The 15987-nt window shown below is 75.1% G+C and carries 15 protein-coding genes; 12 read left to right on the top strand and 3 right to left on the bottom strand.

What is annotated here, in order from left to right:
* Positions 1–138 precede the first annotated feature (138 nt).
* The 6 genes from OSB71_RS08570 (at position 139) to OSB71_RS08545 (ending at position 5407) form a co-directional block, all read left to right on the top strand.
* Positions 139–1311, top strand: a complete 1173-nt coding sequence (locus tag OSB71_RS08570) for an acetoin utilization protein AcuC (protein ID WP_265946061.1) — start codon at positions 139–141, stop codon at positions 1309–1311.
* Between the two features lie 134 nt (positions 1312–1445).
* On the top strand, positions 1446–2267 hold the full coding sequence (locus OSB71_RS08565; RefSeq protein WP_265946059.1) for a phosphatase: 822 nt from the start codon (positions 1446–1448) through the stop codon (positions 2265–2267).
* Between the two features lie 127 nt (positions 2268–2394).
* Positions 2395–2604 carry a helix-turn-helix domain-containing protein gene (locus OSB71_RS08560; protein ID WP_191211255.1) on the top strand — a complete coding sequence of 70 codons (210 nt, stop codon included), beginning with the start codon at positions 2395–2397 and terminating at the stop codon, positions 2602–2604.
* Positions 2605–2723: 119 nt separating this feature from the next.
* Entirely contained in the window at positions 2724–2822 is a 99-nt protein-coding gene (locus tag OSB71_RS08555) for a 30S ribosomal protein bS22 (protein WP_003948845.1), read from the top strand.
* A 457-nt stretch (positions 2823–3279) separates the two neighbouring features.
* Complete coding sequence (locus OSB71_RS08550; protein WP_265946027.1) at positions 3280–4314, top strand: NAD-dependent epimerase/dehydratase family protein; 1035 nt, start codon at positions 3280–3282, stop codon at positions 4312–4314.
* The gene (locus OSB71_RS08545) at positions 4307–5407 is read left to right on the top strand and encodes a lysophospholipid acyltransferase family protein (protein ID WP_265946026.1); all 1101 of its coding nucleotides are present in this window, start codon (positions 4307–4309) and stop codon (positions 5405–5407) included. Before OSB71_RS08550 ends, OSB71_RS08545 begins: the two co-directional genes overlap by 8 nt.
* 109 nt (positions 5408–5516) lie before the next feature.
* Here the strand turns inward: OSB71_RS08545 and OSB71_RS08540 are convergent, their stop codons facing one another.
* From OSB71_RS08540 to OSB71_RS08530, 3 genes are all read right to left on the bottom strand, one after another.
* The gene (locus OSB71_RS08540) at positions 5517–6800 is read right to left on the bottom strand and encodes a DUF5667 domain-containing protein (protein ID WP_265946024.1); all 1284 of its coding nucleotides are present in this window, start codon (positions 6798–6800) and stop codon (positions 5517–5519) included.
* Between the two features lie 331 nt (positions 6801–7131).
* Positions 7132–7932 carry an ECF subfamily RNA polymerase sigma factor, BldN family gene (locus OSB71_RS08535; protein ID WP_265946022.1) on the bottom strand — a complete coding sequence of 267 codons (801 nt, stop codon included), beginning with the start codon at positions 7930–7932 and terminating at the stop codon, positions 7132–7134.
* 420 nt (positions 7933–8352) lie between these two features.
* The gene (locus tag OSB71_RS08530; protein ID WP_265946020.1) at positions 8353–9249 is read right to left on the bottom strand and encodes an HAD family hydrolase; all 897 of its coding nucleotides are present in this window, start codon (positions 9247–9249) and stop codon (positions 8353–8355) included.
* 80 nt (positions 9250–9329) lie between these two features.
* Here OSB71_RS08530 and OSB71_RS08525 point away from each other — a divergent pair, with 80 nt between their 5' ends.
* The 6 genes from OSB71_RS08525 to hemB all read left to right on the top strand — a co-directional run bounded on the left by OSB71_RS08525 (position 9330) and on the right by hemB (position 15987).
* Complete coding sequence (locus OSB71_RS08525; RefSeq protein WP_265946018.1) at positions 9330–9587, top strand: glutaredoxin family protein; 258 nt, start codon at positions 9330–9332, stop codon at positions 9585–9587.
* Positions 9588–9815: 228 nt separating this feature from the next.
* Complete coding sequence (locus OSB71_RS08520) at positions 9816–10640, top strand: redox-sensing transcriptional repressor Rex (RefSeq protein WP_265946016.1); 825 nt, start codon at positions 9816–9818, stop codon at positions 10638–10640.
* Positions 10637–11974, top strand: coding sequence for a glutamyl-tRNA reductase (locus OSB71_RS08515; RefSeq protein ID WP_265946014.1), 1338 nt, complete (start codon positions 10637–10639; stop codon positions 11972–11974). Before OSB71_RS08520 ends, OSB71_RS08515 begins: the two co-directional genes overlap by 4 nt.
* Positions 11955–12974 carry a hydroxymethylbilane synthase gene (hemC, locus tag OSB71_RS08510; protein ID WP_265946012.1) on the top strand — a complete coding sequence of 340 codons (1020 nt, stop codon included), beginning with the start codon at positions 11955–11957 and terminating at the stop codon, positions 12972–12974. Before OSB71_RS08515 ends, hemC begins: the two co-directional genes overlap by 20 nt.
* Positions 12975–13345: 371 nt before the next feature.
* Positions 13346–14968: a bifunctional uroporphyrinogen-III C-methyltransferase/uroporphyrinogen-III synthase gene (locus tag OSB71_RS08505; RefSeq protein ID WP_265946080.1), complete on the top strand. Its 1623-nt coding sequence runs from the start codon at positions 13346–13348 to the stop codon at positions 14966–14968.
* Positions 14965–15987 (top strand): porphobilinogen synthase, encoded by a 1023-nt coding sequence (gene hemB, locus OSB71_RS08500; RefSeq protein ID WP_265946010.1) that lies wholly within the window; start codon positions 14965–14967, stop codon positions 15985–15987. Before OSB71_RS08505 ends, hemB begins: the two co-directional genes overlap by 4 nt.

Below are 15987 nucleotides of genomic sequence, written 5' to 3'. Positions count from 1 at the left end.
TCAGCGCCGATGGTACTGCATGCGGGAGTGTGTGGGAGAGTAGGACGCCGCCGAACAAATTTTATGAGTTGTGGCCCATGCCGTGTGGCATGGGCCACAACTCTTTTTTGTGCCATCCGCGGTCGATACGGTGGCGGCATGAGCGGCACAGCACGTGTGATGTGGGACGACGCGGTGACCGGGTACGACTTCGGTTCCGGGCACCCCATGGACCCGGTTCGTCTCGACCTGACCATGCGCCTCGTCCGGGCCTTCGGCCTGGATCGCCGGGCCGAGGTGGTGGCGGCCCCCTCCGCCGGGCCCTCCACGCTCGGGCTCGTCCACCGCGCCGACTACGTCGACGCCGTGCGCAAAATCTCCGCCGACCCCTCGCTGGCCGACGGCTCCTACGGGCTCGGCACCGAGGACGACCCGGCCTTCGCCGGCATGCACGAGGCCTCGGCGCTCATCGCCGGGCAGTCGCTCGGGGCCGCCGACGCGATCTGGCGGGGTGCGGCGCGGCACGCCGTCAACTTCGCCGGCGGGCTCCACCACGCCATGCCGGGCTCGGCGGCGGGCTTCTGCGTCTACAACGACGCCGCCCTGGCCATCGCCCGGCTGCTGGAGCTGGGGGCGGAACGCGTCGCCTACGTCGACGTCGACGTACACCACGGCGACGGGGTGCAGGCGGCGTTCTGGGACGACCCCCGGGTGCTGACGATCTCGCTCCACGAGCACCCGCGCGTCCTGTTCCCGGGCACCGGCTGGCCCGAGGAGTCCGGCGGCGCGCGGGCCGAGGGCTCCGCGGTCAACGTCGCCCTGCCGCCCGGGATCGCGGACGCGGGGTGGCTGCGGGCCCTGCACGCGGTCGTCCCGGAACTGCTGGCGGCGTTCCGGCCGACGGTGCTGGTCACCCAGCACGGCGCGGACACGCACCTGGAGGACCCGCTGGCGCACCTGGCGGTGACCGTCGACGCCCAACGGGCCGCCGCGAGCGCGCTGCACGACTGGGCGCACGCGTACGCCGAGGGGCGCTGGCTCGCGCTCGGCGGCGGGGGGTACGCGGTCGTCGACGTCGTACCGCGCACGTGGACGCACCTGGTGGCCATCGCCGCAGGGGAGCCGATCGCGCCGGAGACGCCCGTGCCCGAGGAGTGGCGCCAGGCCGTCTACGCGGCCACGCGGCAGGACGCCCCGCGACGGATGACCGACGGTCGCGAGCCGACGTGGCGGGACTGGGAGACGTCCGGCTACGACCCGGCCGACGCGCTGGACCAGGCGGTGCTCGCCGCGCGCCGCGCCGTCTTCCCGGCCCACGGCCTGCTGCCCTGACACCCGGTGGGGCACGCGGCTGCGGCCACCGCACCGCCCGGGGCGCCCGGACCGGCCCGGCCGTGCCCCACCGCATCGGGTGACGCGGACGCGTTCCGCCCCCTGGCGCCGGGTCAACCGGCACCATACGCAGGGTGTTGAGCAGCGACGCCCTGCGGGCCCATCTCGCCTCGGCCGCCCCGCCCGGTGCGGTGGCGGAGCCCGGCCGCCCCGACGGCGGCCGGCTGGACCGGTACCGCCTCTTCGCCGCGCGGGACCCGCGTGCCCTGCTGGGCCTGGAGCCGCGCGGACGGTGGAGCGTGGTGGAGCTGGTCGGCCTCGTCGCCGAGCGGTGCGGCACGTCTCCGGACGCGGTGGCCGCGTCCGGCTGCCGGATCGATCCCGCCCGTACCGTCGACGCGCTCGACGCGTTCGCGGACCGGCTGGGCGCGGCCGCCCGCCGCCGGGCCGCCGTGCTGCTCGGCACGGGGCGGCCCCGGTCGCTGCTGGACTTCTTCGGGGCGCTGGCCGCCGCCCTGGAGGCCGCCGGCTGCCGGGTGCTGACGCCCCGGCAGGGCCGTGGCGTGGCCGTGCCCGCCCCCGGCGGACCGCGCGCGCACACCCTCACCGCGGTACGAGGAGTCGCATTGGTGCGCGGGAACGGGCTTCCGTGCGCCCCCGATGCGCCGGGTGCCCCCTGCCGCTCCCCCCTGCCGCTCCGGGTGGCGCTCGCGGACCTGGCGGCGGCCGGAGCGGGGGTGCCGGAGCTGGTGATCGGTGACCACGGCTGGCTCTGCGGCGCAGGTCAGCTCGGTATCGACGCGGTCGGACCGGCGGGCACGGCCGACCCCGCGCCGTTCGTCGCGGAGGCCGAGGGCACCGTGCGCGTGGCCGTGCCCCTCGATGACGCTGTGGCGCGGGTCCACTACCTGCCGCTCACGCGCTATGTACTCAATCGGGCCCGTCTGTCACAGTAGGAGACCGATCGCTACTCCTCTTCCCCACTTGCATCACCCGCCCCTAATCTGGGGAGGAGCGCGCATGCGAGCAGGTGCATCGGAGGGGAAGCCGGTGCCCGACATGTGCGAAAGGTTCAGGTGTGACATGGCTGCTGGCGAGAAGCCTCTCAGCGAGGTCAACTTTCTGACCGTGGCGGAAGTCGCCGCGGTGATGCGGGTTTCCAAGATGACCGTGTACCGGCTGGTGCACAGCGGTCATCTGCCGGCCATTCGCGTGGGCCGGTCGTTCCGCGTGCCCGAGAACGCCGTCCACGAGTACCTCCAGCAATCGTATGTGGGGGTGGAAAGCGCCTGACGCCGGCTGGGAGCCCCCCTCGATTCACGGCCAGCCGCCAGTGCCGGGTAGGCTGGGCCAACGTAGGTAGTGTGGGCTCGGACGCCCCGCACCGAGTGATCAAGTGAGCGAGGGTAGTCGTGGGCTCTGTTATCAAGAAGCGGCGTAAGCGGATGGCCAAGAAGAAGCACCGCAAGCTGCTCAAGCGCACGCGTGTGCAGCGCCGCAACAAGAAGTGAGCGAGCGCCGCACGCGCCGGCCGTAAGGCCGAACCCTCCGTGGCCCTCCCCGTCGCGTCTTCCGCGACCCGGGAGGGCCGCGGCGTTTCCGGGGGTGGCGCGCGCGGACGGCCGCGGCGCCGAGCACGCCACCTCCCGCGGGCCGTCGCACGGCGCCGTCCGAACTCCGCCTCCTGCTCCGGTGGGTCCGCGCAGCGTGCGCGCACCACGCGCCGCCGTCACGTGCCGCCGCCACCACGCGCCGCTCGCGGCGGGTGTGTGCCGGTCGTCGTCCGCGCCGCGCCGCGTGTGCCGACCGGGCGGCCGTCGTCCGCACCGTCCCGAGCGGCGCGTACCGTCCGGTGCGGCGCGTACCGTCCGCAGGGGCGCGCACGAGCCGGTGGGTCGCGGCAGGCGAAACGTTCAGCCGATACGGTGGCCGGGGATGTCGCACCGCCCCCGGGACGCGGGAGGGAATGTGGGCAGGGTCGTTCTCGTCACCGGAGCCGCCCGGCCGCTGGCCGGTCGGTTCGTGCGACGCGTCCAGCGCGAGCCGGACGTCGACCTCGTCCTCGCCGTCGACACCGAGCCGCCCGCCCACCGGCTGGGGGCGGCCGAGTTCGTGCGGGCCGACATCCAACACCCCGCGGTCGGCAAGCTCCTCGTGGAGCGCTCCGTGGACACCGTCGTCCACCTCGACGTCAACGCCACGCCACCGGTGCGCCGCGGCAGCCGGGCGGCGGTCAAGGAAGCCAACGTCATCGGCACCATGCAGCTCCTCGGGGCGTGCCAGAAGGCGCCCGCCGTCCGGCGGCTGGTGGTGAAGTCCAGCACCCACGTCTACGGCGGTGCGCCGCGCGACCCGGCGGTGTGCCGGGAGACGACCGTGCCCAAGGAGCTGCCCGGCGGCGGCTTCGCCAAGGACCTCCTGGAAGTCGAGGGCTACGTGCGCGGGTTCGCCCGGCGCCGCCCCGACATCGCCGTGACCGTGCTGCGCTTCGCCGACGTCCTGGGCGCGCGCGCCGGGTCGCCGCTGGCCGAGTACCTCACGCTGCCCGTGCTGCCCACCGTCTTCGGCTACGACCCGCGGCTGCAGTTCGTGCACGAGGACGACGCCCTCGCCGTGCTGGCGCTGGCGGCGGGGGAGCCCCGGCGCGGCAGCCTGGCCGCGGGCACGTTCAACATCGCGGGCGACGGCGTGGTGGTGCTCTCGCAGTGCGCGCGCCGTCTCGGCCGTCCCACGCTGCCGCTGCCGCTGCCCGCGCTCACCTGGGCGGGTGCGGCCCTGCGCGGTGTGGGCGCGCGCGAGATCTCCCCCGAGCACGTGCGGCTGCTGACCCACGGGCGGGTGGTGGACACCACCGCGATGCGCGCCATCCTGGGCTTCGAGCCCGAGTACACCACCGCCGACGCGCTCGCCGACTTCATCCGCGTGCACGGCCCCGGACCGCTGCCGCCCAGCACCGTGCACCGGGCCGTCGACCGACTCCAGGAGGCCGTCCGCCATGGCTGACGCCAAGGTCATCCCCTTCGACGACGACCGGGCGCGCGGCGCGCGGCGGACGAAGCGCGGGGCGCTGGCCTCGGTGGGCGAGCAGGCGTCCGCCGCCCGGCCGGCGCGGCGCGGCCCGCTGGCGGAGCGGTCCCGGGAGCGGCCGTCCGGCGCGGAAGGCGGCGCGGCGGAGGGCGGCCCGGCGTCCACGCCCGGCGGCGGCCGGGGGCCGGGCGCGGTGGCGCGGCCGGGAGCGCTGGAGCGGCTCCTGGGGGACGAGTGGGACCGGCGTGCCGCGCGCGGCCTGTCCTTCCTGCGGCGCCGCCTCACCGGCGAGTACGAGGTGGACGACTTCGGGTACGACGCGGAGCTGACCGAGCAGGTGCTCATGTCGCTCCTGCGGCCCGTCTACGACGCCTACTTCCGCGTCGAGGTGCGCGGCATCGAGAACATCCCGGCGGACGGCGGCGCGCTCGTCGTCGCCAACCACTCCGGCACGCTGCCGTGGGACGGGCTGATGCTCCAGGTCGCCGTGCACGACCACCATCCGGCCGGCCGTCACCTGCGCCTGCTCGCCGCCGACCTGGTGTTCGTGCTCCCCGTCGTCGGCGAGCTGGCCCGCAAGGCCGGGCACACGCTGGCCTGCGCGGAGGACGCCGAGCGGCTCCTGACGCGCGGTGAGGTGGTCGGCGTGATGCCGGAGGGCTTCAAGGGCGTCGGCAAGCCGTTCGCCGACCGCTACAAGCTCCAGCGCTTCGGGCGCGGCGGGTTCGTCTCCACGGCGCTGCGGGCGGGGGTGCCGATCGTCCCGTGCTCCATCGTCGGCGCGGAGGAGATCCACCCGATGCTCGGCAACGCCCGTACGCTCGCGCGGCTGCTGGGGCTGCCCTACTTCCCGCTCACGCCGACGTTCCCCTGGCTCGGGCCGCTGGGGGCGGTGCCGCTACCGACGAAGTGGACGATCCAGTTCGGCGAGCCGATCCCGACGGACGGGTACGAACCGGAGGCCGCCGACGACCCGGTGCTGATGTTCCACCTGACCGACCAGGTGCGCGAGAAGATCCAGCACACGCTCTACAAGCTGCTGGTCCAGCGCCGCTCGGTGTTCTTCTGAGGGATCTCCCGGGCCCCCTCCATCGGGCGGCGTCCGCGGTCGGGGCTCGTCCGACGGCCGGGCGCGGCCACGCCTCCCGTGCGCCCGGCGCGGGCGGACGGGAGGCGCGTCACTCCTCGCCGACGTCCAGGCCCAGGCCGGGAAGGCCGCCGGGGAGCAGCGGCGGGATGGTGATGTCCGGCGTGGGGAGCCCGGAGGGGCCCGGGCGTTCGCCGTCGCCCGGCGCGCCGGTGCGCGGCGGGTCGAGCAGCCCGGGGCCGCCGAGGAGGCCGCCGTCCTCCGGCTCGCCGCCGTCCCCGCCGGGGGTGGACGGGCTCGGGGCCTCGCGGCCGTCGGGGGAGCGCTCCTCCACGGGCGGTGACGCCGGGCCGGAGCCGGGGCCGGCGTCGCCGCGGGGGGAGGAGGGGGCGCCGTCCCGGCCCGCGCCGGTGCCGTCGTCCGAGCCGGGGCCGGCCGACCCGGGGGGTGCGGTGCGCGGCTCGGTGGAGGGCAGCAGATCCTCGATGGGCTCCACGTCGTCGCTTATGGCGTCGAAGACCGACGTCACCTCGTCGCTCACGTCGTGCAACTGGGCCGGGAGGCGGTCGCGCAGTTGCGCCCACGTGGTGCGGTGGGACTGGGCGAAGGCGGACAGCGAGCGCATCGGCCCCAGGCTGCCGTCACGCTCGTAGACGCCGCTGAGCAGGCGATGGCCCTCGGCCGCGTTGACCCGCATCGCGGTGAGCGCGCCGCGCACCTCGGTGAGCGACTGGTGGTCGAGCGCCCCGGCACGGTCGCGCTCCAGGAGGCGGCGGGCCTCGTTGAGCCGGGTGGAGGCGTGGTCGAGGTGGACGACGCCGCGCTCGGCGTCGTCCCCGGCCAGGTCCAGCTTGAGGTCCTCCATGCCGCGCTTGAGGCCGTAGAGGGTGTCGCCGGGCAGGGCGTCGGTGCTGGCCGCCGCCACGCCGCTGAGCGCCCCGGCGGCCACGCCGACCGTCAGCCCGCCGGCCGCCAGCCCCTTGCCGAGCCGGGTGCGCGGGCGGATGCGGCCGAGCGGGGCCGTGGCCCGGTGGGCGCCCTTGCGGGAGCGGCCGCGCTGCTCGGGGACCGCCGCGCCGCCGTGGGCGAACTGGGTCTCCATCGCGGCGATGAGCTGCGCCCGCTGGACGGCCTTCACCTCGGGGTCCAGCTCCGGGGCGGGCAGGGCGGCCAGGTCCTCGGTGAGCGCGAGCAGGACGCCGCGCTCGGCCTCGTCCGCTGCCCCGCCCGGGCTCGGCGCACGGTGCGCGCCGGGCGGGGCCGCGTCGGGCGGCGGGGCGGCGTCGGCGGTGTCGCCCGCCGTCGCGCTCGCTCGCTCGTCGAGGGCCTGGGCGAAGGCGTTGGCCCGCCGGGTCGTCGATACGGAGCCGATCACGGGCGGCACCTCCTTACGTCAGCACGGTTGACTCCCGGCACCGTACGGCGGGTTGCGCGGCCCGCGCCGAACCACCCGATCGAGTGACACGGGATGGACCGCGCGATACCGCGGGGAGCCTGCACACCCCCCAACGAGCGGCGACGCATCCGGGTTACGGAAAAGCCGCGATGTGCGGAAGAACATGACGGAGAGGTCATCGGTCGTGGCTCGGTGTCGACGGAGCGTGGCGGGGACGTGCTCGGGAACGGGACCGGGGAGGTGCTCGGGTAAAGGGACGGAGGCGGGGACAGGTGCGGCCGGGGCGGCGAGGGGCGGCCGGGGCGCCCGGTCAGCGGACGTCATCCGGCAGGAGCCGGGCCAGGGTGCGGACGGCGCGGTACTGCAACGTCTTGATCGCGCCCTCGTTCTTGCCCATGATCCGGGCCGTCTCGGCCACCGACAGGCCGTGCAGGAAGCGCAGCGTCACGCACTCCTGCTGCTGCGGGTTGAGCCGTCGGACGGCGGCGAGCAGGGCGTCTTTGGACAGGGACTCCAGGACGGAGTCCTCGGGGCTGCGCTCGACCTCGTTGGCGTCCAGCATCTCCCCGGTGGTGACCTCCAGGCGGAAGCGGCTGGACTTGAAGTGGTCGGCCACCAGGTTCCGGGCGATCGTCACCAGCCAGGCGCCGAAGTCGCGGCCCTGCCAGGTGAAGGTGCCGATGCGGCGCAGGGCGCGCAGGAAGGTCTCGCTGGTGAGGTCCTCGGCCGTCGCGCGGCCGCCCACGCGGTAGTAGATGTACCGGTAGACGGTGTCCGAGTACTGGTCGTAGAGCTGGCCGAAGGCGTCGGTGTCGCCCTCCTGCGCCCGCTCCACCAGATCCATCATCCGGCGGCTGTCGCTGTCCGTGGGCCGTCGGGCGGTGGAGCCCGCGGCCCCGGTGCGGCTCCGTCTGCCCAGCGAGGTGGCGGGCACCGCGCTGACGACGCCGTCGGCGAGGGCGAAGGCGGGGCGTGCGGGGGTGGGGACGGCTCCGGCGAAGGCCGGCACGGCGCTGGCGGCGGGGACGGGGACGAGTGCGCGCAGCCGGTCGGCGACCGTCGCGCGCAGCCTGGCCAGGCCCGAGGCGTCAACCCCGACGTGTGGGTACACGGGACTCCCAGAGGCAGAACTTCCATCACGTGCAGTGCGGGACCGACCGTCCGATGGCGGGACGTCTGGCACCGGATTGCGTCTGAGGAGAATAACCCTTCGTGCTGACCGCGCTACGCGTAGTTGCCTAAATCATCGATTCGGTTTGGTCTGTCGCGGTTTGCGGTTCGCTCGGTTATCGAACACGCGACGGGAGTTGACCGTTTTCTCGCGTAGTCCGGTCGATTTCCGTCCGACTCCGGTGGAGTGACGGGGTGGTGCCCTACCCTTCGCGCGCGGCGCCGGGCGGCGGTGGGTGCGCGGGAAGCCCGGCGGTCACCCCGGGCGGCGCGCCGACCGGCCGAGAGGCCGCCGGGCCCCCGGAGGGTCGGTGCGCGGCGCGCGGCGCGGGGAGCGGTGCGCGCGGGGCGGGGGCCGGGGTCAGCGGCGGCGGCGGATCGCCGCGGCCGCCGCCGCGCCGCCGGCGACCGCGCCGACGCCGGCCGCCGCGGGCAGGCCGACCCTGGCCGCCTTGCGCCCGGTGCGGTAGTCCCGCAGGCGCCAGCCGTTGTCCCGGGCGTGGACCCGGAGCCGGCTGTCGGGGTTGATGGCGTAGGGGTGGCCGACCAGCGAGAGCATGGGGATGTCGTTGGCCGAGTCGCTGTAGGCGGCGCAGCGCGCCAGGTCCAGGTCCTCGGCGACCGCCAGCGCGCGCACCGCCTCCGCCTTGGCGGGCCCGTGCAGCGGTTCGCCGACGAGGCGGCCGGTGTAGACGCCGTCGACGGACTCGGCCACCGTGCCGAGCGCGCCGGTGAGCCCCAGCCGCGCGGCGATGAGCGTGGCCGTCTCCACCGGCGCGGCCGTCACCAGCCACACCTTCTGGCCCGCGTCCAGGTGGGCCTGGGCGAGCGCGCGGGTGCCGGGCCAGATGCGGCCGGCCATGTACTCGTCGTAGATCTCCTCGCCGATGGCCACGAGCTCGTCGACGCGGTGGCCCTTGACGATGGACAGCGCGCTGCTGCGGACGTCGGCCATGTGCTCGGCGTTCTCCGCGCCGGCGAGCCGGAAGTAGGCCTGCTGCCAGGCGAACCGGGCCAGCTCGCGGGTGTGGAAGAACCGGCGCTTGTAGAGGCCGCGGCCGAAGTGGAACAGCGCGGCGCCCTGCATGACCGTGTTGTCCAGGTCGAAGAAGGCGGCGGCGCGGGTGTCCCCGGCGACGGGGAAGTCGGGTTCGGGGCGCTCGGTCTTCCGCGCGGCCTCCGCCGCGGCCTCGCCCGCCAGGACGCTCGCCTCGGTCGCCGCGCGCTTACGGGGGGTGAGCCATGCCAGTGCGCCCATGCGACGAGGATAGCCAGTGCGGCGCATCGGTCCGGTGACGACGGGATGGACCGTCCTCGTCGGGCGGGACAATGGTGCTCATGGACACCCCCGACCGGTCGGTGAAGACCGTGACGCTCATCGGCAAGCCCGGCTGCCACCTGTGCGACGACGCCCGCGCCGTGATCGAGCGCGTGTGCGCGGAGACGGGCGCGACCTGGGAGGAGCGGGACATCACCCGGGACGCCGAGCTGCACCGCAGGTACTGGGAGCAGATCCCGGTGGTGCTCGTCGACGGGGCGCAGCACGACTTCTGGCGGGTGGACCCGGCCCGGCTGCGCGCGGCACTGGGCGGCTGAGCGGGGCTGGTTTACCATCGAAGGTCGTTTTGCCGCCGGCGGGCTATACGTGAGGAGAGTGTGCGGGTGTCCCCATTGGTGCGTGTGGCGCCGGTCACTTCCTGCGGACAAAACGGACACCATCTTTGTGCACGCTTTCACAAAGGCATAGCCTGTCCGGGACGGAGCGGTACCGGCGCGCCCGGCGCACAGGGCCGCTCACCGCTTCGCGCAACCGGCAGGAGCAACGTGGCAACTGGCCGAAACCACCGACCGGCGACCCGCAGCCGAGGGATTCCCGAGGCTACCGTCGCCCGACTTCCGCTGTACCTGCGGGCGCTGACGGCGCTGTCGGAGCGCTCGGTCCCCACGGTCTCCTCGGAGGAGCTGGCCGCCGCGGCCGGCGTGAACTCGGCCAAGCTGCGCAAGGACTTCTCCTACCTCGGCTCCTACGGCACCCGGGGCGTGGGGTACGACGTGGAGTACCTCGTCTACCAGATCTCCCGCGAGCTGGGGCTGACCCAGGACTGGCCGGTCGTCATCGTCGGTATCGGCAACCTCGGCGCCGCGCTGGCCAACTACGGCGGGTTCGCCTCCCGGGGCTTTCGCGTCGCCTCCCTGATCGACGCCGACCCGGCGATGACGGGCAAGCCCGTCGCGGGCATCGAGGTGCGGCACAGCGACGAGCTGGAGCGCATCGTCGACGACAACGGCGTCTCCATCGGCGTCATCGCCACCCCCGCCGGGGCCGCGCAGCAGGTCTGCGACCGCCTGGTGGCCGCTGGCGTGACCTCGATCCTGAACTTCGCACCCACCGTGCTCTCCGTGCCCGAGGGGGTGGACGTGCGCAAGGTGGACCTCTCCATAGAGCTGCAGATCCTCGCCTTCCACGAGCAGCGCAAGGCCGGTGAGCTGGAGGGCGTGGACGCCGAACCGCCGGGGGCCGACACCGGAACACCGGTCGCCCCGCCCGCCGTCTCCGTGACGCGGCGCGACCCGGGCCGGGCCGACGGCAAGAGCGGCGACACCGAGGCAGGGCCTGACGGGGACTTCCCCGCCGTGATGCCGGCATGAGCCTGCTCGTCGTCGGTCTGAGCCACCGCAGCGCCCCGGTCAGCGTGCTGGAGCGGGCCGCGCTCGCCCCGCACGCGCGCGGACCGCTGCTCGCGGACGTGGTGGGCACCGAGCCCGCCACCGAGGCCGCGGCCCTGTCCACCTGCAACCGCATCGAGCTGTACGCCGACGTGGACAAGTTCCACGCCGGGGTCGCCGAGCTGTCCACGCTGCTCGCGCGCCACAGCGGCGTGGCGCTGGAGGAGCTGACGCCCTACCTGTACGTCCACTACGAGGACCGCGCCGTCCACCACCTGTTCTCGGTGGCCTGCGGCCTGGACTCGATGGTCGTCGGCGAGGGGCAGATTCTCGGCCAGATCAAGGACGCGCTCGCGCTCGGCCAGGAGCAGCACACCGCCGGGCGGCTGCTGAACGACCTGTTCCAGCAGGCGCTGCGGGTCGGCAAGCGGGCGCACAGCGAGACGGGGATCGACAAGGCCGGTCAGTCCCTGGTCACCTTCGGTCTCGAACAGCTCGCCGCCGGACGCCCCGGTGAGCCGCTGGACGTCGAGCGCTGGGCGAAGGACAAGAGCGCGCTGGTCATCGGCGCCGGCTCCATGTCGGCGCTGGCCGCGACGACGCTCGCGCGCGCCGGTGTCACCGAACTGGTGATCGCCAACAGGACGCGGGAGCGCGCCGAGCGCCTGGCCACCACCCTCGGCGGCCGCGCGGTGCCGATGGCGGACGTGCCCGCCGAGCTGGCCGCGGCCGACGTCGTCGTCTCCTGCACCGGCGCCACCGGGCTGGTGCTCTCCCGGGCCGCCGTGGAGGCGGCCGTGGAGGAGCGGCACACCCCGCTGGCCCTGCTCGACCTCGCGATGCCGCGCGACATCGACGCCGCCGTGCACCGGGTCGACGGCGCCCGCCTGGTGGACATCGAGTCGCTCGCGGAGGCCGCGGCCGACGCCCCGATGGCCGCTGACGTGGACGCCGTGCGCGGCATCGTCGCCGACGAGGTGGCCGCCTTCGGCGCCGCCCAGCGGGCCGCGACGATCACGCCCACCGTCGTCGCCCTGCGCACGATGGCCTCCGACCTCGTCGCCAGCGAGATGGCCCGCCTGGAGGGGCGGCTGCCCGGCCTGGCGGAGCGGGAGCGCGCGGAGATCACGCAGACGGTGCGCCGCGTGGTCGACAAGCTGCTGCACGCGCCGACCGTGCGCGTCAAACAGCTCGCCGGGGAACCCGGCGGCGCGGGCTACGCGGAGGCCCTGCGCGAACTCTTCGACCTCGACCCGCAGACGGTCGCCGCTGTCAGCAAGCCGAACAGGAGCGGCCATGAGCCCCACCCCCACTGACCACCCCACGGGCCAGGGGCCGCCGCTGCGCCTGGGCACCCGGCGCAGCAGGCTCGCCACGGCCCAGTCCGGGCAGGTCGCCGAGCGCGTCACCCGGCTCACCGGGCGGCCCGTCGAACTCGTGGAGATCACCACGTACGGCGACGTCTCCCGCGAGCAGCTCGCGCAGATCGGCGGCACCGGCGTGTTCGTCTCCGCGCTGCGCGACGCCCTGCTCGCCGGGACGATCGACCTGGCCGTGCACTCGCTCAAGGACCTGCCCACCCAGCAGCCGCCCGAGCTGACGATCGCCGCCGTCCCGCCCCGCGAGGACCCCAGGGACGCGCTGATCGCCCGCGACGGGCTCGGCTTCGAGCGGCTCGCCGCGCAGGGCTCGCCCGCCGCGCCCGTCCGCGTGGGCACCGGCTCGCCGCGCCGCATGGCGCAGTTGAACGCCTGGGCCCGCGCGCTGGGCGCGCACCTGGAGGCCGTCCCCATCCGGGGTAACGTCGACACCCGGATCGGGTTCGTCCGTTCCGGTGAACTCGACGCCGTCGTCCTGGCCGCCGCCGGGCTGAGCCGCCTGGGGCGGATCGGCGAGGCGAGCGAACTCCTGGACCCCGACGCCGTACTGCCCGCACCCGGGCAGGGGGCACTGGCGGTGGAGTGCGCGACGTCCGACGCGCACCTCGCCACCGCGCTCGCCGCGCTCGACGACCCGCACACGCGGGCCGCCGTGGCCGCCGAGCGCACGCTGCTCGCCGCCCTGGAGGCCGGATGCAGCGCGCCCGTCGGCGCGCTGGCCGACGTCACGGGCGCCGGGCAGGAAGTCACCGAAATGCGCCTGCGCGGCGTCGTCGGCACGCTCGACGGCGCGACGCTGGTGCAGCTGTCCGCCACCGGTCCCGTACCGGCATCCACCGCCGAGCAGCTCACCCAGGCCGAGCGCCTGGGCCGCGAGCTCGCCGACGCGATGCTCGCCAAGGGTGCGGCCGGTCTGATGGGGGAGCGAGCACATTGAGCCCCACCACCGCCCACACCGCCACCGCGTCCGCAGCCCAGGGCACCCAGCCCGAGGAGACGGCGCCGCCCCGGCGCACGGCCCGCGGCAAGGCCGCCGCCCAGAACACCGAGGGCGCCCCGAGCCCACCCACCCCGAACCCGCCCGCGGCCCCCGAGCCGGGCGACGCCGAGCGACCCCCGGCCGAGCGCGCCCCACGGGCCAAGGGCGCGGCCCGGCGCACCACGGCCAAGAGCGCCGCGCCCCGGCGCCCGGCGGCCAAGAGCACCGCGTCCGCGCAGCGCGAGGGAGGACCCGTCGCCACGTCGGCGTCCGCCCCGCAGGGCGCGGCGGCCGGGCGCGCGGCACCCGCCGCGTCGCCGGCGCGACACCTGTACGGCGCTGAGGGACACGTCACCTTCCTCGGCGCCGGGCCTGGCGACCCGGGCTTGCTGACTCTCCGCGCCGTCGAGGCCCTGGCCCAGGCCGACGTGCTCGTCGCCGACCCCCAGGTCCACGACGTGGTACGGCCCCACGCGCGGGCAGGCGTGGACACACCCCTGCAGGCAGCGGCGGACGACTCGGCCGAGACTTCCGCCACATCTGCCGGTGCAGCAGATCTTGTCATGGCGGCCGCGCGCTCCGGCAGGCGGGTGGTGCGTGCGGTGCTCGGCGACCCGGGCCTGGACGCCGACGCCGCCGCCGAGATGCTGGGCTGCGCCGCGGCGGGCATCACCTTCGAGGTCGTGCCCGGCATCGCCACGGCCGTCGGCGTCCCCGCCTACGCCGGGGTGCCGCTGCGCGACGAGCACGGCACCGACGTGCGCTTCATCGACGCCCGCACCGCCGACGCGCGCTGCTGGGCCGAGATGGGCGCCTCGGACGCGACGGTGGTCATCTCCACCACGCTGGACGCGGTGACGGTCGCCGCCGCCGAGCTCGTCTCGGCCGGCCGCAAGCCCGACACCCCGCTCACCGTCACCCTCGCGGGCACCACGACCCGGCAGCGCACCTGGGCCGCGACGCTCGGCTCGCTCGCCCAGACGCTCAAGCAGGCCAAGGTGCTGCCCGCGGCGGACGGCGGCCAGAGCGTGATAGCGGTCGTCGGCGAGCACAGCGCGCCCGCCCGGCGCGACCAGCTCGCGTGGTTCGAGTCCAAGCCGCTGTTCGGGTGGAACGTGCTGGTGCCGCGGACCAAGGAGCAGGCCGCCTTCCTGTCGGACCAGCTCCGCTCCTACGGCGCCGTCCCGGCCGAGGTCCCCACGATCGCGGTCGAGCCGCCGCGCACTCCGCAGCAGATGGAGCGGGCCGTCAAGGGCCTGGTCACCGGGCGCTACGAGTGGATCGCCTTCACCTCGGTCAACGCGGTGAAGGCGGTGCGGGAGAAGTTCGAGGAGTACGGGCTGGACGCCCGGGCCTTCGCGGGCATCAAGGTCGCCGCCGTCGGGGACCAGACGGCCAAGGCGCTCGTCGACTTCGGCGTCAAGCCCGACCTCGTCCCCTCCGGGGAGCAGTCCGCCGCCGGGCTGCTGGAGGACTGGCCGCCCTACGACCCGGTGTTCGACCCGATCGACCGGGTCTTCCTGCCGCGCGCCGACATCGCCACCGAGACCCTGGTGGCCGGCCTCATCGAGCTGGGCTGGGAGGTAGACGACGTGACGGCGTACCGCACCGTGCGCGCCTCGCCGCCCCCGGCCGAGACCCGGGAGATGATCAAGGGCGGCGGATTCGACGCCGTGCTGTTCACCTCCTCCAGCACCGTGCGGAACCTCGTCGGGATCGCCGGCAAGCCGCACAACGTCACCGTCATCGCCTGCATCGGCCCCGCCACGGCCAAGACGGCCGAGGAGCACGGACTGCGCGTCGACGTGCTCGCGCCGGAGCCGTCGGTGCACAGGCTGGCCGAGGCGCTCGCCGAGTTCGGCGCGCGGCGCCGGGCGGCGGCCGTCGACGCGGGCGAACCCGTCAAGCGGCCCAGCGAGAAGCGGCCGACCAGGAGGAGGGCACGCTCGTGACCGGTACCGACGGCTACGGCGGCACCCACCGCCACGGCGGCTTCCCCGCGGCCCGGCCGCGCCGCCTGCGCACCACGCCGGCCATGCGCCGCATGGTCGCCGAGCACCGCACGGACCCCGCCGACCTGATCCTCCCGGCGTTCGTCCGGGAGGGCGTCAGCGCGCCGGTGCCGGTGTCGTCCATGCCGGGCGTCGTGCAGCACACCCGCGACTCGCTGCGCCGGGCCGCCGCCGAGGCGGTCGCGGCGGGCGTCGGCGGGATCATGCTGTTCGGCGTCCCCGAGCACAAGGACGCCGTCGGCTCGCAGGGCACCGACCCCGAGGGCATCCTCCAGGTCGCGCTGCGGGACGTGCGCGCCGAGGTCGGGGACGACCTGGTGGTCATGTCCGACCTGTGCCTGGACGAGTTCACCGACCACGGCCACTGCGGCGTGCTCGACGCCCGGGGCCGGGTGGACAACGACGCCACGCTGGAGCGGTACGCCGAGATGGCCGTGCGCCAGGCCGAGGCGGGCGCCCACGTGCTCGGCCCCAGCGGCATGATGGACGGGCAGGTCGGCCACGTGCGCCGCGCGCTGGACGGCGCCGGGCACACCGACGTCGCGCTGTTCGCCTACACCGCGAAGTACGCGTCGGCGTTCTACGGCCCCTTCCGCGAGGCGGTCAACTCCTCGCTGACGGGCGACCGCAAGACCTACCAGCAGGACCCGGCGAACGGCCGCGAGGCGCTGCGCGAACTGGCGCTCGACGTGGCCGAGGGCGCCGACATGGTGATGGTCAAGCCGGGCCTGCCCTACCTCGACGTGCTGCGCGACGTCTCCCGGGAGGCCGTCGTGCCGGTGGGCGTCTACCAGATCTCCGGCGAGTACGCGATGGTCGAGGCGGCGGCCGAGAAGGGCTGGATCGAGCGCGAGCGGGCCATCCTGGAGACGCTGACGAGCTTCACCCGCGCCGGGGCCTCGCTCATCCTCACCTACTGGGCGACCGAGGCCGCCCGCTGGCTCCGCGCGGGGCGCTGA

It is taken from the genome of Streptomyces marinisediminis (genome assembly GCF_026262575.1).
In the GTDB taxonomy this organism is placed as follows: domain Bacteria; phylum Actinomycetota; class Actinomycetes; order Streptomycetales; family Streptomycetaceae; genus Streptomyces; species Streptomyces marinisediminis.
The sequence above is the reverse complement of the archived record's forward strand: the minus strand, read 5'-3'. Positions and strand labels throughout refer to the sequence as shown.

Bases quoted from the DNA above. Each gene is read 5' to 3' on its own strand.
- OSB71_RS08525 (WP_265946018.1), top strand. From the start codon at position 9,330: ATGGACACCCCCGACCGGTCGGTGAAGACCGTGACGCTCATCGGCAAG.
- OSB71_RS08570 (WP_265946061.1), top strand. From the start codon at position 139: ATGAGCGGCACAGCACGTGTGATGTGGGACGACGCGGTGACCGGGTAC.
- hemC (WP_265946012.1), top strand. From the start codon at position 11,955: ATGAGCCCCACCCCCACTGACCACCCCACGGGCCAGGGGCCGCCGCTG.
- OSB71_RS08515 (WP_265946014.1), top strand. From the start codon at position 10,637: ATGAGCCTGCTCGTCGTCGGTCTGAGCCACCGCAGCGCCCCGGTCAGC.
- OSB71_RS08545 (WP_265946026.1), top strand. From the start codon at position 4,307: ATGGCTGACGCCAAGGTCATCCCCTTCGACGACGACCGGGCGCGCGGC.
- OSB71_RS08530 (WP_265946020.1), bottom strand. From the start codon at position 9,249: ATGGGCGCACTGGCATGGCTCACCCCCCGTAAGCGCGCGGCGACCGAG.
- OSB71_RS08560 (WP_191211255.1), top strand. From the start codon at position 2,395: ATGGCTGCTGGCGAGAAGCCTCTCAGCGAGGTCAACTTTCTGACCGTG.